We start from the raw sequence: 17367 nt of genomic DNA, 5'->3' as shown, positions 1-17367 counted from the left end.
TTTCCAGGCTCCAGGACGGACTGATTCCATGGCTCGCGAACTCACACACTTCATCGGCGGCAAGCATGTCGCCGGCACGTCCGGAAAATTCGGGGACGTCTTCGATCCGAATACCGGCGAGGTGCAGGCCCGTGTACCTCTCGCCGATGTGTCCGAGGTCGAGGCTGTAATCGCCGACGCCGAACAGGCGCAGCGCGAGTGGGCCAAGTGGAACCCGCAGCGTCGCGCGCGGGTGCTCATGAAGTTCCTCGCGCTCGTCACCCGCGACATGGAGGAACTGGCGCGTCTGCTCTCGTCGGAGCACGGCAAGACCATCGCCGACGCCAAGGGTGACATCCAGCGTGGCGTCGAGGTCGTCGAATTCGCTGTCGGCGTACCGCATCTGCTCAAGGGCGAGTACACCGAGGGTGCCGGCGGCGGCATCGACGTCTACTCGATGCGTCAGCCGCTGGGCGTCGTCGCCGGCATCACCCCGTTCAACTTCCCCGCAATGATTCCGCTGTGGAAGGCCGGCCCGGCGATCGCCTGCGGCAACGCGTTCATCCTCAAGCCCTCCGAACGCGACCCGTCCGTTCCGCTCAAGCTCGCCGAGCTGTTCCTGGAGGCAGGCCTGCCGCCGGGTGTGTTCAACGTCGTCAACGGCGGCAAGGATGCTGTCGACGTGCTGCTCACCGACGATCGGGTCAAGGCGATCGGTTTCGTCGGCTCGACGCCCATCGCCCAGTACATCTACGAGACGGCCGCTCAGCACGGCAAGCGCGCACAGTGCTTCGGTGGAGCCAAGAACCACGCATTGGTGATGCCCGATGCCGATCTCGACGAGGTCGCCGACGCGTTGCTCGGAGCCGCGTACGGTTCGGCCGGCGAGCGGTGCATGGCGATTTCCGTCGCGGTTCCCGTCGGTGAGGAGACCGCAGATGCGTTGGTCGCCAAACTGACCGAGCGAGTGGCGAAGCTGAAGATCGGTCGCAGCGACGACGAGGACGCGGACTTCGGACCGCTCGTGGGCAGCGATGCGCTGAAGCGTGTCAACGATTACACCCAGATCGGTGTGGACGAGGGTGCCGAGCTGGTCGTCGACGGGCGCGGTTTCAGCCTCGAGGGTCACGAAGGTGGATTCTTCGCGGGCGCAACACTGTTCGACAAGGTCACCACCGACATGCGGATCTACAAGGAAGAGATCTTCGGACCTGTTCTGATCGTCGTCCGCGCGAAGGATTACGAGGACGCTCTGCGTCTGCCGACCGAACACGAGTACGGCAACGGCGTCTCGATCTTCACCCGTGACGGCGACACCGCTCGCGACTTCTGCTCCCGCGTTCAGGTGGGCATGGTCGGGGTCAACGTGCCGATTCCGGTGCCGATCGCGTACCACACGTTCGGTGGTTGGAAGCGTTCGGGATTCGGTGATCTGAACCAGCACGGACCGGACTCGATCCGCTTCTACACCAAGACCAAGACCGTCACTCAGCGGTGGCCGTCGGGCACCAAGGAAGCAGCTGCACAGAATCACTTCGTCATCCCGAACATGGACTGATCGGTCATGTTCACATTGAACGAGGACGAGCGTGCCATCAACGACACCGCTCGCGAGTTCGCCGACGAACTTCTCGCACCGAACGCCGTCGAATGGGATCAGCAGAAGCATTTCCCGGTGGATGTGTTGCGCAAGGCCGCCGGTCTCGGGATGGGCGGCATCTACATTCGTGAGGACGTCGGTGGATCGGGCTTGACCCGAGTCGACGCCGTGCGCATCTTCGAGCAACTCGCCACCGGGGATCCGTCCATCGCGGCGTACATCTCCATCCACAACATGGTCGCGTGGATGATCGACACGTACGGCGACGACGAGCAACGGCAGCGCTGGCTTCCGGGGCTGTGCTCGATGGACCAGCTCGGTAGCTACTGCCTCACCGAACCCGGCGCTGGATCCGATGCGGCGAAGCTCGGTACCAAGGCCGTCCGCGACGGTGACGAGTACGTGCTGGACGGCGTCAAGCAGTTCATCTCCGGCGCAGGCACATCCGAGGTGTACGTCGTCATGGCCCGCACCGGAGCTCCGGGTCCCCGCGGCATCTCGGCGTTCATCGTGCCGAAGGACACCGAGGGACTGTCGTTCGGCGCGAACGAGAAGAAGATGGGGTGGAACGCTCAACCCACCCGCCAGGTGATCTTCGAAGGTGCGCGCGTTCCGGCTGCCAACCTGCTCGGCAGCGAGGGCGACGGATTTCGTATTGCGATGAACGGCCTCAACGGCGGACGCATCAACATCGCCGCGTGCTCGATCGGCGGCGCACAGTCCGCTCTCGACAAGGCAGTTGCTTACCTCGCCGACCGCAATGCATTCGGTGCGCGCCTGCTCGATTCGCAGGCCCTGCAGTTTCGGTTGGCGGATTTCAAGACCGAGCTCGAAGCTGCCCGAACTCTGCTGTGGCGAGCAGCGGACGGGTTGCAGAACAATGCAGCCGACAAGGTCGAACTGTGCGCGATGGCAAAGCGTTTCGGTACCGACACCGGATTCGAGGTCGCCAACGGTGCGCTGCAGCTGCTCGGCGGATACGGTTACCTCGCCGAGTACGGTGTCGAGAAGATCGTCCGTGACCTTCGGGTCCACCAGATTCTGGAAGGTACCAACGAGATCATGCGCGTTGTCGTCGCTCGTTCGATCGTGGGTGCGGCGTGAGTGACGTCCTCCTGGAGGTGTCCGGAGGGATCGGTCGGATCACCCTCAACCGCCCCAAGGCCATCAACGCCCTCTCGCACTCGATGGTGCAGCAGATAGCTCCGACGTTGGCGCAGTGGGCAACCGACGACACCGTCGACGCCGTCCTGTTGACCGGTGCCGGTGAACGGGGGCTGTGCGCCGGTGGGGACATCGTCTCGATCTATCACGACGCGAAAGACGGAGGCAGCGGCAGTAAGGACTTCTGGCGCGACGAGTACGTCCTCAATGCCGCGATCGCTCGGTTCCCCAAGCCCTTCGTTGCCATCATGGACGGCATCGTCATGGGCGGCGGCGTCGGTCTCTCGGCACATGCCAACACTCGCATCGTCACCGAGCGTTCCAAGATCGCGATGCCCGAGGTCGGCATCGGCTTCGTTCCGGATGTCGGTGGCACGTATCTGCTTTCGCGTGCACCGGGCGAGATCGGCACCCATTTTGCGCTCACCACGGCGCGGATGAACGCGGCCGACGCCATCGCGGTCGGATTCGCCGACCATTACGTTCCGTCGGAGAACCTCGAGAAGTTCTACGCGGCTCTCGAAACCGTCAGCGTCGGCGAGGCCGTTGCGACGTTCAGCGAGTCGGCCCCGGAATCCGCCATTGCTGCTCAGCAGGAGTGGATCGACGAGTGCTATGCCGGTGATGACATCCAGGGCATCGTCGACGCTCTGGCTGCATCGTCGGTGCCGGAGGCACAGCAGGCCGCGAAGGACATCGTGTCCAAATCGCCGGTGTCGCTCGCGGTGACGCTGCGGTCGCTCCGGCGGGCGGCGACGCTGCCTTCCCTCGAAGCCGTGCTCGACGAGGAGTACCGAGTGTCGGTAGCGTCGCTGAGCAGTCATGATCTGGTCGAGGGAATTCGGGCGCAGGTAGTCGAGAAGGATCGCAATCCCCAGTGGCAACCGGCCACATCGGCAGACGTCACCACCGAGGACATCGACCGATACTTCGCGCCCTTGGGGGATTCCGAACTCGGTCTGTCGAAAGCACACACAGAAGGTGAGCACTCATGAGCGAGAAGACGATCGGCTTCATCGGTCTCGGCCATATGGGCGGACCGATGGCCGCCAATCTGGCGGCGGCCGGCTACACGGTGCAGGGCTTCGATCTGGTGCCTGCCGCGCTGGAGCAGGCGACGAAGGACGGCGTCACCGTGGTGGAATCGGCAGTCGCGGCTGTGGCCGGAGCCGACATCGTGATCACCATGTTGCCGAACGGAAAACTGGTCCTCGGTCTCTACGCCGACCTGCTTCCTGCTGCGGCACCGGGGACCCTGTTCATCGACTCGTCGACCATCGATGTCGCCGACGCGCACGCTGCGCACACGCTGGTGCGCGAGGCCGGTCACCGTAGTCTCGACGCGCCGGTCTCGGGTGGTGTCGGGGGAGCCGCGGCCGGAACCCTCACCTTCATGGTGGGCGGTTCGGAAGAGGACTTCTCATCTGCCGCAGCAGTTCTCGACGTCATGGGCCGCAAGGTCGTGCATTGCGGCGCAGCCGGCAACGGCCAGGCCGCCAAAATTTGCAACAACATGATCCTCGGCGTATCGATGATCGCCATCAGCGAGGCCTTCGTGCTGGGCGAGAAGCTCGGCCTGAGCAATCAGGCGCTCTTCGACGTGGCGTCGACTGCGTCCGGCCAGTGCTGGGCGCTCACCACGAACTGCCCGGTGCCCGGTCCGGTTCCGACGAGCCCCGCCAACAACGAGTACAAGCCCGGATTTGCTGCGGCCCTCATGGACAAGGACCTGGGTCTGGCAGCAAATGCGCTGCGCGACAACGGGGTCGAGGGAGTCCTCGGTCTGCGCGCAGCCGAACTCTACGCGCGGTTCAAGGAAACGTCCGGCGGGGGAACCGACGTGGACTTCTCCGGGATCATCAACGACATCCGCGAACGCTCGAACGGAGCAGCCCAGTGACCGACTACGAAACCATCCTGCTCGAACGCCGGGGACGCGTCGGCATCATCACGCTCAACCGCCCGAAGGCGTTGAACGCGCTCAACTCCCAGTTGATGCGCGAGGTCGTCGCGGTGGTCGAGGAGCTCGATGCCGACTCCGAGATCGGTGCCATCCTGATCACCGGGTCCGAGCGAGCCTTCGCGGCCGGTGCAGACATCAAAGAAATGCAGCCCAAGTCGTACATGGACGTGTACCTCGACGACTTCTTCGCGGCGTGGGATCGATTGGCATCGGCGCGGACGCCGTTGATTGCGGCGGTGTCCGGCTATGCACTCGGAGGAGGGTGCGAACTGGCAATGCTGTGCGATGTGCTGATTGCCTCGGACACAGCGGTCTTCGGGCAACCCGAGATCAAGCTGGGCGTGATTCCCGGGATCGGCGGGTCGCAGCGGTTGACGCGGGCGGTGGGTAAGGCCAAGGCCATGGAGATGTGTCTGACCGGTCGCAACATGAAGGTCGACGAAGCCGAGCGCGCAGGGCTCGTCTCGCGCATCGTGCCGGCTGCGGACCTCCTCGAGGACGCCATTGCAACCGCGACCACCATTGCCGAGATGTCGCTCCCGATCACCATGATGGCAAAGCAAGCCGTGAACCGATCGTACGAGTCGAGTCTGAGCGAGGGCGTTCTGTTCGAGCGTCGCGTGTTCCATTCGACGTTTGCTACGGAGGATCAGAAGGAAGGCATGTCGGCTTTCATCGAGAAGCGCACGCCCAACTTCCAGCACCGCTAGCGCTCCACGCTTGCTCTCGGGTCGTTCCGCGGGCTCCACTCCCGGGGTTGTCCTACCTGTCGGGGGACAGGAGGGCAGCCCCGCGGGCCGAGACCAGCTCGGGCATCGTCGGCACCAGCGTCGTCAGACCGGTCCGCAACTCCAACGACCGCGCGATCGAGGTGATGTTCGCGCCGCCGCCGACCACGACGATGGACTGCGGTCTGGCTCCGGATAATTCGATGGTCTGATCGACGAGCATGCCCGCGTACCGCACGGGGCCGGCAATCAGATCGTCGAAGTCGCGCCGCGTCAGCACGTGGCGCGCGGTCCCGGACGGGTCCGCCGTACTGACGACGGAGTCGACGCTCAGTTGCTCCTTGATGGATCGGCTGGCGTCGATTCCGAGGCGAACCCCGTTGGCGGAGAGCAGTCTACGGACCGAGTGATCGAGATCGTCTCCGCAGAACGTGGATGTACGACGCGTCATCAGCGTCCGAGACGACGCGAGATCGATGACGGTGACCGTAGTTCCAGTGCTGCCGATATCGCACAATACGGTGACGCCGTGGTTCGGTACCAGCCCGATGAACCGTAGGTAGCGCACTTGCGCAGCGGTTTCCGGTACGAGTGACGCCGTGCGGGCAGTGCCGCGGGTGGCGACCGAGCCGGGATCGGTGGCAACTCGGTACGCGATGGCCGAGAATTGCACCGGCAGCGACATCGTCGCAGCAATGGAGTGGATAGCGTCGACTCCGGTGGCGATCGTGGTGGACAGTGACTGCCCTGGAGCGCGGCGCACCGTCCGCGACACGATCGGTGTGCGATGTGGACTGTCCAGATACGTCAGAATCGCACGTGCACCGTGTGCACCCGCTCCGACCCCCAACACCAGCACCCGCCCCGCCCTTCGACAGATCTGCCTCGCCTTGCGCGCAGTGCCATTTCACCACGAACGGTACGGGTGTTCCATTTACTTGTGACGAGTCACGATCATTATCGAAACGATGTGGTGATGTCATCACTGTCGAAATCGCCTGCATCCGAACGTAGTTCCGCAAGGATGCGAACCAGAGCCATCAGCTTGTCGCGCGCGAGCCCGGGCTTGGCGAATACCAGCGTGTTCAGGCGTTCGGTGGCTTCGACCGCCAACGTGCGCCCCTGCTCGGTGATTTCGACCAAGGTGGTCCGTCGATCGCTGGGATGGGGAATGCGACGCACGTAGCCGACGGATTCGAGGCGGTCCACCGCATTGGTCACACTGGTGGGGTGCACCTGCAGACGAGCACTGGCCTTCGCCATCGGTAACGCGCCGTTCTTGGTGAACGTCAACAACGTCAGCAGTTCGTACCGCGAAAAGGTCAGTCCCGTCGGCTTCAACGCTTCCTCGACTCGGGCCAGCATGATCTGCTGCGCGCGCATGAGGGAGGTGACAGCGGCCATACCGTCGGCGGCATCGGACCACCCGTGCTTGGTCCACTGACGGTGAGCCTCTGCAATGGGGTCGAGGGGAAGAGGCGACGGTGCTGGCATACAGACCATCCTCCCACGGTGTCCGGTTCGCGCGTCTACCGAATGACGGTGCGAACTACAGCGAGTGGCACTCGATCGGTGATCGCTGCTCGGGTCCGCGAAATCTGCTCGCGGGCATCGGCTGTGCGCGCAATGTCGGTCTCGTCAGCGGTCAGGGCTGCATCCAACAGACTCAGTTGAGCCAGCACGGAGTCGACGTCGGCGGTGGAGCGCGCCGCACGACCGACCCTCTCGGCGAGGCGAATTCCGGCCTGGACCACCATGGGACTGCCGGTTCCGTAGATGCGCACTGCATCGAGCGCATGGTCGATCAGGACCGAGGCGGACACCCGCTGAACTATCAATCGCACCGGTCCGTCGGTTCCGCGCCGTCCGAGCAAGGGTGTCGGCCGTTGGACCAGAGACACGAGTCCGACGGAGAGATCGTCGATGGCGTTGCGTGCCGTGTAGGGATCGTTGACTCCGGTGGACAGTGCCCGGACTGCCATTTCTGTCATCTGCTCGACTGCGAACGCGATGTCGTGGCGAGGCGTCCTGCTGGTGCCGATGTCGAAAGACCCACGGACGCGGTCGATCGATTCGGCGGAGATGTCGGCCGAACGGTCGGCAAGGATGTCGACGAGCGGCTCACCGGAGACGACGTGGTCGCCCGGTACCCGATGAGTCTCGATCAGCGTGCCGTTGTCGGTCGCGATGCCGAGCAGCGCGTCCTCGTCGATGTCGATGATCACCCCGGATGTCTCGGCCAGCACCGTCACGTAGACAGGTGGTTTCGAGATGTCGTCTATCGATGCGGCGTCGTCGGGACGATCGGTCGGATAGAGGGAGTCGACGGATTCCGACAACTCGTCGCGAACCCTCGCGGACAGGGTGGCCACCTGAATCGACTGCGCGATGTGATGGATGAAGTAGACGAGTACGCCCACGTCGACCACGGCAAGCGCCACGGCAACGTTGACGGCAATGTCGGGAACGAACACCGAGCCATCGGATTCGATCGATCGGATGGAGCGCAGGACCATCAGCGAGTAGAGGAACGTCGCCCCGAAGATGCCGAGCACCACCTGATTGCCGCGGTCGGCCATGAAGTTTCGCACCAGGCGAGGACCGTAGGACGAACTGGCCGTGGCGAGAACGGAGATGGTGATCGAGAACGACGTCGCGGCCACGCCCAACATCGACCCGCCGATGGCACCCAGAATGTCCCGGCTGCCACTGGCGCCGACGTGATAAAGCAGTGAGCCCGTCAGATCCACCCGGGTATCGAGCAGATAGCGATCGAGGCTGACGAGTGCTTGCGCGAGCAGGAGCGCGAGAACTCCGAGGACAGCAGGAATGAACCAGAACGACTCCCGCAACTTCGCCATGTATTCCTTCACGTGGACAGTCTGCCCCAGCGTGTCCGAATCAACCCTCCGGCGTTCGAGTCGTCGATGTCGCGTCAGGCCAACAGTGCGGGTTTGCGAGCAACGGTGACAGCCCACTCCGCGTCGTCGCGCCAGGGCCGCAGATCCCACGTCGCGAAACGATGTTCGACGGCGAAACCGACCGCGGCCAAATCTGCGTCCAGTGCGGCGACGGTGTAGTCGCGATCGGTGGCGAATCCGGTGACGAACACTCCTCCGTCCGTGAGGTGTGCCCAGATGCGTTCCAGCGCTCGCTGTTCGGTGCCCGGCTCCATGTAGACGAGAACGTTGCCTGCTGCGACTGCTGCGTCGAATGTCCGTCCGAGATTCAGCGTCGTCAGATCAGCGATGTGCACGTCGAGTTCTGCACGTGCTCGCGCGGCCTCGGCCAGAACCGGATCGAGATCCACTGCGGTCACTCGGTGTCCGCGGCGAGCCAGTTCGGCACCGAGTCGGCCGGTGCCGCATCCGGCATCGAGAATGCTCGACGCGGGGGAGACCAACGCATCGACCATGCGGGCCTCGCCGTGCAGATCCACGCCGCGTTCGGCCAGGCTGTCGAATCGCTCGATGTAGCGCTTGGAATCGTCGGCTGAGTTCTCGGTTTGCCAGCGTGTGGTCATGCCGCCAGGGTAGGTCAGTTCGATTTTTCGACGGCTGCCCGGGCTTCGGCCACACGTGCCTTGGCGGCCTCGAGTGCCTCCGCCGCCGACTCGGCCTGCTCGACGCTTGTTCTCTCCGCTGCTCGCGCAGCCTTCGCTCTGGCTCTGGCGGCCTCCAGCTCGGCTTCTATCCTCTCGACTTCTCCTGTGGCGCTGCGTCGTTCGGACGCGGCACGTTCTGTGTCGGAGTCAGCAGTGTCGGCCGCATCGCGTGCGGTATCGAACGCGGTTTCGGCAGCGTCGAGTTCGGCGACCAATCGATTCTGTTCGGCCTCGCGCAGCTGATCGGACTCCGTTGCGGACTCGGGTACGTCATCGGCAGTGTCCGGTACACCGTCGGTCTCGGTCTCGGTCTCGTCGTCGGGTGGGTCGGGAACGAGTGAGAGCAGCGCCGGCCCGAAGCCGCTGTAGGTTTCGGCCGTGACGGTTCGGCCCGCCCGCACGCGGTCGCGAATCTCGGAATCGGCCATCGCCGCGTTCAAGGTGTTGGCGATCTCGCGCGCAGCGTTGTCGCCGACGGTCACTCCGAGCTCGCGCCCCAGGGAGATTGCCTTGTCCGTGAGTGCGCGTATCGAAGTGCTTCGAGCAGTGGACAATTCGCGCAGACGGGAGCCATCGCCGCGCTGCTGAGCTCGTTCGAGCTGCTCGCCGACCTCGAACAGTTCCGCCAGGGCAGATTCGTCTCGACGGGCAAGGCCATTGACCAACCACGCAACGACCGTCGGCTTACGGAGGGCACCGATCCGTTTGCTGCCGGCTTTGTCGCCGGCCTTCTTGAACTGGGCGACGTACGCAGAGCGATGCGAGACGAAATCGGTGGGAGGGAGCGAATACAGGTCGTCGACGACAGTGTCGATGTGGGGGAGATCCTCGGACATCGAAGTCCACCGTCTCGCTCGAGCAGTCACATTTCTGCGGTGACCTGCGTGAAAGATGTGTGCCCCCGGCAGGATTCGAACCTGCGGCCTTTCGCTCCGGAGGCGAACGCTCTATCCCCTGAGCTACGGGGGCAAACCGGCTTCGGCCGGCGTGCCTGTTGGGCTGTACGAAAGACTAGCGCATACGTGACCGGAGCCGAAATCACCCCTCGGGCAGCGGCTGCGCTCCCTTCGCGGCAAGCATCTGCTTCATCAGCGTCGACTCGCTGGTCTGGGTGGCCACCATGGATTTCGCCAGGTTGACCACTGCAGGAGACTGCGCATGGGTCTGGGCGTATTCCATCATGGCCAGACCGCCCTCGTGGTGGCGCAACATGAGCTGCAGAAACATCACGTCGACGTCCGTGCCGGTCGCCTGCCGAAGCGCGGCGAGCTCCGCGGAACTGGCCATGCCCGGCATCGCCCTGGTGGGATCGGAGGACCCCGGTTCCATCGACATTCCGTTCATCGAATGGCCGTGAGAGTCGTCCTCGGCCATCCAGGTCATGTAGCCGTCGGTCGATATCGGTGCGCGGTCCCACAGAGCCAGCCAGCCCTGCATCTGGCCGACCTGATTCTGCTGAGAGGTCAGCATGTCGAACGCCAGACTCTTCACGGCCTGATCGGGAGCGTTGGTCAGGGCCACCGCGGCCATCTCGATGGCCTGGTTGTGGTGCACGGTCATGTCCTGAGCGAAACCGACATCGACCGAGTCCGCGGCGGGCGAGTTGTCACCGTCGCCGAACGGACTCTGCACCAGGAAACCCAGTGCGAACCCGATGGCCAAGACGGCAATCAGAGCCAGGGCCACCAACGCTGTGCGCTGGCTCGGCTTGGTTTCGGACGGGTCGGTGGTCGAGTCGACTGTGGATTCGGTCATCAGCTCGCGGGAACCTGAAGATCGCTTGGTAGCTGCGCGCCACCGGGCAGGCCGCCCGGCAGTCCGCCGGCCCCGCTGGTCTCACTGGCGTCGGGGGTGATGCCGGCCCCGTCCATCGGAACGGCGTCCGTGCCGGGTGCGGAGGCGTCGAACAGCGGGGGATTGTCCGGATCGAAGGCGTTGTCACCTGCGCCCGGTACCGATGCGCAGCTGGCACCGACCTCCGGGTAGGCGAAGCGGTTCAGGCGCAAGGCGGAGATGAACTGGCCGATGCGCTCGTCGTCGACGCTGTCCAGCTTGAGCTGGTGGCCCCAGGACTGCAGCGACACAGGGGTGTCGAGACCGGGGTAGGGCGACATCATCATCTGGGTCTCGCCGTCGACGCGGTCGGCCAGCGACTGGACCTGGTCCTCGTTCAGGTCGTCGGGGTTGTAGGTGATCCAGACGGCTCCGTGCTCGAGGGAGTGCACAGCGTTCTCGGTACGGATGGCCTCGGGGTAGACGATTCCGGTGCAGGTGGCCCACACGGCATCGTGCGGTCCGCCGAAGGGCGGCGACTGGTCGTAGGCCACTCGCTGGGTACGCGCAACGTGCAAGGCCGCCGGGTACTCCTGGATCGCGACGCCGGCGATCCCCGTCGACGGATCCTGGTTGCTCTCGCTGGGTGCGAACTTCTGTGCTTCGGCGCGGTCCTGGTACTTGGGGTACAGGTTGATCCCGAGTCCGGCGACCAAGCCGACGACCACTACGACTCCGGCAACCGTCAGCCAGGGAATCTGCCTTCCCTTGGCGGCGGGCACGCCGCCCTTCTTCTTGCGAGCTGACTTCTTGTTGGCTGCGTTGATGGCTTTGTCTGCCTTCGCAGCCGACTTGTTCTGACTGCCTTTGTCGGGACCCGTTGGCATCGCTGTAGTTGCTCTCTCAGTCGAGGAAAGTTGGTGGTCGGTGTCGCTGGTCGTGCGTATCTGCTGGTGACGGCGTTGACCACGGACCGTCCGCGCAGAGCGCCCTTACTGTACGTTCTCTGCCTGAGAGCGTGCTCAGAGCCTGCAACGAGCGCATCGCGTGAGGTGGGCTAGCGATCGGACGGGCAGTGGATGCGAGTACGCCGCGCACCAGCCAATAGGATAGCTACCTGTGACTCCCGCCGATCTTGCCGAACTGCTCCACGCGACCGCCGCGAAGGTGCTCGCCGACCGCGGCCTGGACGCATCCGTTCTACCTGCGAAGCTGACCGTCGAGCGTCCTCGCAACCCCGAGCACGGCGATTACGCGACCAACGTGGCTCTGCAGGTCGCGAAGAAGGCCGGTGCCAATCCGCGCGATTTCGCAGGCTGGCTCGCCGAAGCTCTCGCAGCCGACGCGGCGATCGACAGCGCCGACGTTGCAGGCCCGGGATTTCTGAACATCAGGCTGGCCGCTGCAGCGCAGGGCGAGATCGTCGCCCGCGTGCTGTCCGCCGGAGCCGAGTTCGGTAACGGATCCTCGATGTCGGGCAAGAAGGTCAACCTCGAGTTCGTTTCTGCCAACCCCACCGGGCCGGTGCACCTCGGCGGCACCCGTTGGGCAGCCGTCGGCGACGCATTGGGCCGCATCCTCACCGCGCACGGTGCCGAGGTCACTCGCGAGTACTACTTCAACGATCACGGCGCTCAGATCGACCGCTTCAGCCGCTCGTTGATCGCCGCGGCCAAGGGGGAACCCGCCCCGGAGAACGGGTATGCCGGCGAGTACATCGCCGAGATCGCCGAGCGGGTGCTGGCGAAGGAACCGGATGTGCTCGCACTGGCCCCCGAGGCACAGGAAGAGACGTTCCGCTCCATCGGCACCGAGCTGATGTTCGACCGCATCAAGGCGAATCTGCACGAGTTCGGTGTCGATTTCGACGTCTACTTCCACGAGAACTCGCTCTTCGAGTCCGGTGCTGTCGAGAAGTCGGTCGACTACCTCAAGGGCTCGGGGAGCCTCTACGAGGAGGACGGGGCCTGGTGGCTGCGGTCCACCGAGTACGGCGACGACAAGGATCGCGTCGTCATCAAGAGCGACGGCAATGCCGCCTACATCGCAGGCGACATCGCGTACTTCCAGAACAAGCGTCAACGTGGCTTCGACCTGTGCATTTACATGCTCGGAGCGGATCACCACGGCTACATCGGACGACTCAAAGCTGCTGCCGCTGCGTTCGGCGACGACCCGGCGACCGTCGAGGTACTGATCGGCCAGATGGTCAATCTCGTGCGCGACGGCGTTGCCGTGAAGATGAGCAAGCGCGCCGGAACCGTCATCACGCTCGACGACCTGGTCGACGCCATCGGCGTCGACGCCTCCCGGTACGTCATGATTCGGTCGTCCGTCGACTCAAGCATCGACATCGATCTGGCCCTCTGGGCGAGTGCGAGCAACGAAAACCCCGTGTACTACGTCCAATACGCCCACGCCCGGCTGGCCTCGCTCGCGCGCAATGCCGCCGAACTGGGAATCGTTGCGGATCAACCGGATCTGAGCCTGCTCACCCATGAGCAGGAAGGCGAGCTGATCAGGACGATCGGCGAGTACCCGCGCGTGGTGGCCAGTGCCGCCGAACTGCGTGAGCCACACCGGATTGCCCGCTACCTCGAAGAGTTGGCGGGTGCTTATCACCGTTTCTACGGTGCGTGTCGAGTACTTCCACAAGGAGACGAGGAGCCCGGACCTGTGAACACCGCACGACTGGCGTTGGGGAACGCGACCCGGCAGGTCCTGGCCAACGGCCTCGAACTGCTCGGGGTCAGCGCACCGGAGCGCATGTGAGCGCGCATCCGGCCGGACCGAAGCATGCCGACGCACCCGCGAAACAGTCGACGTCCCAGCGCCCGGTGAACGCGTCCGAGATGACCGCGCTGCCCGATCAGGTGTGGCCCCGTAATGCCGAGCGCGGTGACGACGGAACGGTTCGTCTCGCTGGAGTATCGGTCACCGAACTCGCGGAGCAGTACGGGACTCCGCTGTTCGTCATCGACGAGGATGATTTCCGTTCGCGTTGCCGCGAAATGGCAGCCGCCTTCGGAGCGCCCGAGCGAGTGCACTACGCCTCCAAAGCATTTCTGTGCGGCGAGATCGCGCGCTGGGTTGCCGACGAAGGGCTCTCGCTCGACATCTGTTCCGGTGGCGAGCTGGCTATCGCGCTGGCCGCAGGGTTTCCGGCGGATCGAATTGCGATGCACGGCAACAACAAATCGGTCGCCGAGCTCGAGGCGGGCGTGCGCGCGGGCGTCGAGCATGTGGTTCTCGACTCCAACATCGAGATCGACCGTCTCGACGCCGTGGCCGGCGCGGCCGGAGTGGTGCAGGACGTTCTCATTCGCATCACCGTCGGTGTGGAAGCGCACACGCACGAGTTCATTGCGACCGCGCACGAGGATCAGAAGTTCGGCTTCTCGCTCGCCGACGGTTCGGCACTCGACGCGGTCCGCCGCGTGTTCGCTGCCGACAACCTTCGCCTCGTGGGACTGCACAGCCATATCGGATCGCAGATCTTCGAGGTCGACGGCTTCGAGTTGGCAGCACACAAGGTCATCGGCCTGCTCCGAGACATCGTCTCGGAATTCGGTGTCGAGAAAACCGCACAGATCTCGACGCTGGATCTCGGTGGTGGCATGGGCATTTCGTACGTTGCCAGTGACGACCCGCCGCCGGTGGAGCAGCTCGCGGCCAAGTTGACCGCCATCGTGGAGACCGAATCTGCCGCGGTGGGCCTGCCGGTTCCGACGATCGCCGTCGAACCCGGCCGTGCCATCGCCGGACCGGGCACCGTCACGCTGTACGAGGTGGGCACCATCAAGGATGTCACCGTCGACAAGGCAACGCGCAGACGCTACATCAGCGTCGACGGCGGAATGAGCGATAACATTCGCACCTCGCTCTACCAGGCCGAGTACGACTGCCGATTGGTCTCGCGGTCCAGCGAGGCTCCCGCCGTTCTGGCGCGAGTGGTCGGAAAGCATTGCGAGAGCGGCGATATCGTCATCAAGAACACATGGATGCCGGCGGACGTCGGGCCGGGTGACCTGCTCGCTGTAGCGGCCACCGGTGCCTACTGCTACTCCATGTCCAGTCGCTACAACCTGCTGACGCGGCCCGCAGTGGTCGCAGTCAAGGACGGGCGAGCGCGCCTGGTCCTGCGGCGGGAAACCATCGAAGATCTGCTCAGCTTGGAGGTTCAGCCATGACATCGAAGCCGATAGGCGTCGCCGTACTCGGACTCGGAAACGTCGGCAGCGAGGTCGTTCGAATCCTCACCGAGAACGCCGAGGATTTCGAGGCGAGAATCGGTGCGCCACTGGAGATTCGGGGCATCGCAGTGCGTCGGGTCGACGGCGATCGTGGAGTGCCGGCCGAGCTGCTGACCGACGATCCGGCCGAGCTTGTCGGCCGGGACGACGTCGACATCGTCGTCGAGGTGCTCGGCGGCATCGACATTCCCCGCAAGCTCGTGCTCTCCGCGCTCGAGAAGGGCAAGTCCGTCATCACCGCGAACAAGGCCCTCCTGGCCGAGTACACCGGTGAACTTGCGGACGCTGCCGAGAAGTCGCGTGCCGATCTGTACTTCGAGGCGGCCGTGGCCGGAGCCATTCCGGTCGTTCGTCCACTGATGCAGTCCCTCGCGGGCGATCGAGTGAACAAGGTTGCCGGCATCGTCAACGGCACCACCAACTTCATTCTCTCCGCCATGGACGAGACGGGAGCGGACTACGCCGAAACCCTGGCAGAGGCAGGACGTCTGGGCTACGCCGAAGCCGACCCGACCGCCGATGTCGAAGGCTACGACGCGGCGTCCAAGGCGGCAATTCTTGCCTCGATCGCCTTCCACACGCGCGTCACCGCAGGTGACGTCTACCGCGAAGGCATCAGCAAGATCACCTCGGACGACCTCGAAACCGCGAAGTCACTGGACTGCACCATCAAGTTGTTGGCCATCTGCGAGCGCATCGTGACGGCCAAGGGTAAAGAACGAATTTCTGCTCGGGTCTACCCGGCGCTCGTTCCGCTCGAGCACCCGCTGGCATCGGTGAACGGTGCGTTCAACGCCGTGGTCGTCGAAGCCGAGGCGGCCGGCCGCCTGATGTTCTACGGGCAGGGCGCAGGTGGTGCTCCCACCGCGTCCGCAGTGTTGGGCGATCTGGTGATGGCCGCGCGCAACAAGTTCTACGGGGGACGGGGCCCGCTCGAATCCAAGTACGCCAAGCTCAAGGTGGCCCCGATGGGTGACATCCTCACTCGTTACTACGTCAGCATGCAGGTAGCGGACAAGCCCGGTGTCCTGGCCACCGTTGCGGCCGAGTTCTCCAAGCGGGACGTCAGCATCTCCACCGTGCGTCAGCAGGGCTCGGGTGACGGAGCCAGGCTCGTCGTCGTCACCCACCTCGCGGCCGACTCCGCTCTGTCCGAAACCGTTGCATCGCTCGAACAGCTCGACGTGGTCGTCCACGTCGCCAGCGTTCTCCGATTGGAAGGCACCACCGTATGAGCGTCCACACCCCCTGGCCCGGTCTGATCGAGGCATACCGCTCGCGTCTGGCGATCGGACCGGACTGGAAGACCGTCACGCTGCGCGAGGGCGGAACTCCGCTGCTGCCCGCTGGGCATCTGTCCGAATTGACCGGCTGCACAGTGCATCTCAAGGTCGAAGGGCTCAATCCCACCGGTTCCTTCAAGGACCGCGGAATGACCATGGCCGTCACCGACGCGCTCGCCCGGGGCCAAGAAGCCGTCCTCTGCGCCTCGACCGGCAACACCTCGGCCTCCGCAGCCGCCTACGCGGCCAAGGCCGGAATGAGCTGCGCCGTACTTGTTCCGCAGGGCAAGATCGCCATGGGCAAGCTTGCTCAGGCAGTCATGCACGGCGCGAAAATCATTCAGGTGCAGGGCAACTTCGACGATTGCCTCGAACTGGCCCGCAAGACCACGGCCGAGTTCCCGACCATCGGTCTGGTCAACTCGGTCAATCCCGTCCGCATCGAAGGCCAGAAGACCGCAGCCTTCGAAATCTGCGACGCCCTGGGAGACGCGCCGGACATTCACGCGCTGCCGGTCGGCAACGCAGGCAACATCACCGCGTACTGGCGCGGTTACTCGGAGTACTTCCGTGACGGTCTCACCACGCGCAAGCCGCGAATGCTCGGAGTCCAGGCCGCGGGCGCCGCACCGTTGGTTCACGGTGCGCCGGTGAAGGACCCGGAGACGATCGCCACCGCAATCCGGATCGGGTCACCCGCATCCTGGAACGGTGCTGTCAACGCCAAGGAAGAATCGAACGGAGCATTCCGCGCAGCTACCGACGAGGAGATCCTCGAGGCGTACCGATTGATCGCGAAAACCGAGGGCGTGTTCGTCGAACCGGCCTCCGCGGCCAGCGTCGCCGGATTGTTGGCGGCTCGCAAGGAAGGCTGGCTCGAGCCGGGCCTGACCGTCGTCTGCACAGTGACCGGTAACGGCCTCAAGGATCCCGACACCGCGTTGGCGGGTATGCCTGTCGTAGAACCGATTTCGGTCGACCCCGTCGCTGTGGCGGCTGCGCTCGAGCTGGCCTGAGTTG

General features: G+C 64.5%; 16 protein-coding genes and 1 tRNA gene. 9 read left to right on the top strand and 8 right to left on the bottom strand.

Going from position 1 to position 17367, the window contains the following annotated elements:
• Positions 1–28: 28 nt before the first annotated feature.
• From AC5WEY_RS24605 to AC5WEY_RS24585, 5 genes are read left to right on the top strand one after another with little or no spacing between them, the layout of a single operon-like run.
• Complete coding sequence (locus AC5WEY_RS24605) at positions 29–1537, top strand: CoA-acylating methylmalonate-semialdehyde dehydrogenase (protein ID WP_495647913.1); 1509 nt, start codon at positions 29–31, stop codon at positions 1535–1537.
• Positions 1538–1543: 6 nt separating this feature from the next.
• On the top strand, positions 1544–2683 hold the full coding sequence (locus AC5WEY_RS24600) for an isobutyryl-CoA dehydrogenase (RefSeq protein ID WP_495647912.1): 1140 nt from the start codon (positions 1544–1546) through the stop codon (positions 2681–2683).
• Positions 2680–3738 (top strand): enoyl-CoA hydratase/isomerase family protein, encoded by a 1059-nt coding sequence (locus AC5WEY_RS24595; RefSeq protein WP_495647911.1) that lies wholly within the window; start codon positions 2680–2682, stop codon positions 3736–3738. The genes AC5WEY_RS24600 and AC5WEY_RS24595 overlap by 4 nt, the downstream gene beginning before the upstream one ends.
• Positions 3735–4643 carry a 3-hydroxyisobutyrate dehydrogenase gene (gene mmsB, locus AC5WEY_RS24590; RefSeq protein WP_495647910.1) on the top strand — a complete coding sequence of 303 codons (909 nt, stop codon included), beginning with the start codon at positions 3735–3737 and terminating at the stop codon, positions 4641–4643. Before AC5WEY_RS24595 ends, mmsB begins: the two co-directional genes overlap by 4 nt.
• The gene (locus AC5WEY_RS24585; protein WP_094704263.1) at positions 4640–5416 is read left to right on the top strand and encodes an enoyl-CoA hydratase; all 777 of its coding nucleotides are present in this window, start codon (positions 4640–4642) and stop codon (positions 5414–5416) included. The genes mmsB and AC5WEY_RS24585 overlap by 4 nt, the downstream gene beginning before the upstream one ends.
• Positions 5417–5468: 52 nt before the next feature.
• Here the strand turns inward: AC5WEY_RS24585 and AC5WEY_RS24580 are convergent, their stop codons facing one another.
• The 8 genes from AC5WEY_RS24580 to AC5WEY_RS24545 all read right to left on the bottom strand — a co-directional run bounded on the left by AC5WEY_RS24580 (position 5469) and on the right by AC5WEY_RS24545 (position 11698).
• Positions 5469–6293, bottom strand: coding sequence for a DUF7159 family protein (locus tag AC5WEY_RS24580; RefSeq protein WP_495647909.1), 825 nt, complete (start codon positions 6291–6293; stop codon positions 5469–5471).
• Positions 6294–6391: 98 nt separating this feature from the next.
• Complete coding sequence (locus AC5WEY_RS24575; RefSeq protein ID WP_032402876.1) at positions 6392–6928, bottom strand: MarR family winged helix-turn-helix transcriptional regulator; 537 nt, start codon at positions 6926–6928, stop codon at positions 6392–6394.
• Between the two features lie 35 nt (positions 6929–6963).
• Positions 6964–8307 (bottom strand): DUF2254 domain-containing protein, encoded by a 1344-nt coding sequence (locus AC5WEY_RS24570; RefSeq protein WP_495647908.1) that lies wholly within the window; start codon positions 8305–8307, stop codon positions 6964–6966.
• A 62-nt stretch (positions 8308–8369) separates the two neighbouring features.
• Positions 8370–8957, bottom strand: coding sequence for a class I SAM-dependent methyltransferase (locus tag AC5WEY_RS24565; protein ID WP_495647907.1), 588 nt, complete (start codon positions 8955–8957; stop codon positions 8370–8372).
• Positions 8958–8971: 14 nt separating this feature from the next.
• Positions 8972–9874: a hypothetical protein gene (locus tag AC5WEY_RS24560; RefSeq protein WP_495647906.1), complete on the bottom strand. Its 903-nt coding sequence runs from the start codon at positions 9872–9874 to the stop codon at positions 8972–8974.
• A 60-nt stretch (positions 9875–9934) separates the two neighbouring features.
• Positions 9935–10007 (bottom strand) — tRNA-Arg (locus AC5WEY_RS24555).
• A gap of 69 nt (positions 10008–10076) precedes the next feature.
• Positions 10077–10793, bottom strand: a complete 717-nt coding sequence (locus tag AC5WEY_RS24550; protein ID WP_495647905.1) for a DUF305 domain-containing protein — start codon at positions 10791–10793, stop codon at positions 10077–10079.
• A complete protein-coding gene (locus tag AC5WEY_RS24545; protein WP_495647904.1) occupies positions 10793–11698 on the bottom strand; it encodes a thioredoxin-like domain-containing protein in 906 nt (301 codons plus the stop codon). Before AC5WEY_RS24545 ends, AC5WEY_RS24550 begins: the two co-directional genes overlap by 1 nt.
• Before the next feature lie 232 nt (positions 11699–11930).
• On the opposite strand from AC5WEY_RS24545, the gene argS reads away from it, so the two are divergent.
• From argS to thrC, 4 genes are read left to right on the top strand one after another with little or no spacing between them, the layout of a single operon-like run.
• Positions 11931–13583 (top strand): arginine--tRNA ligase, encoded by a 1653-nt coding sequence (argS, locus tag AC5WEY_RS24540; protein ID WP_495647903.1) that lies wholly within the window; start codon positions 11931–11933, stop codon positions 13581–13583.
• Positions 13580–15001, top strand: coding sequence for a diaminopimelate decarboxylase (gene lysA, locus AC5WEY_RS24535; RefSeq protein ID WP_057477859.1), 1422 nt, complete (start codon positions 13580–13582; stop codon positions 14999–15001). The genes argS and lysA overlap by 4 nt, the downstream gene beginning before the upstream one ends.
• The gene (locus tag AC5WEY_RS24530) at positions 14998–16299 is read left to right on the top strand and encodes a homoserine dehydrogenase (protein WP_057477860.1); all 1302 of its coding nucleotides are present in this window, start codon (positions 14998–15000) and stop codon (positions 16297–16299) included. Before lysA ends, AC5WEY_RS24530 begins: the two co-directional genes overlap by 4 nt.
• Entirely contained in the window at positions 16296–17363 is a 1068-nt protein-coding gene (gene thrC / locus AC5WEY_RS24525; RefSeq protein WP_057477861.1) for a threonine synthase, read from the top strand. Before AC5WEY_RS24530 ends, thrC begins: the two co-directional genes overlap by 4 nt.
• Positions 17364–17367 lie beyond the last annotated feature (4 nt).

This window comes from Rhodococcoides sp. S146-33 (assembly GCF_059489205.1).
Note: the sequence above shows the minus strand (reverse complement) of the source record. Positions and strands in the feature narration are given on the sequence as shown.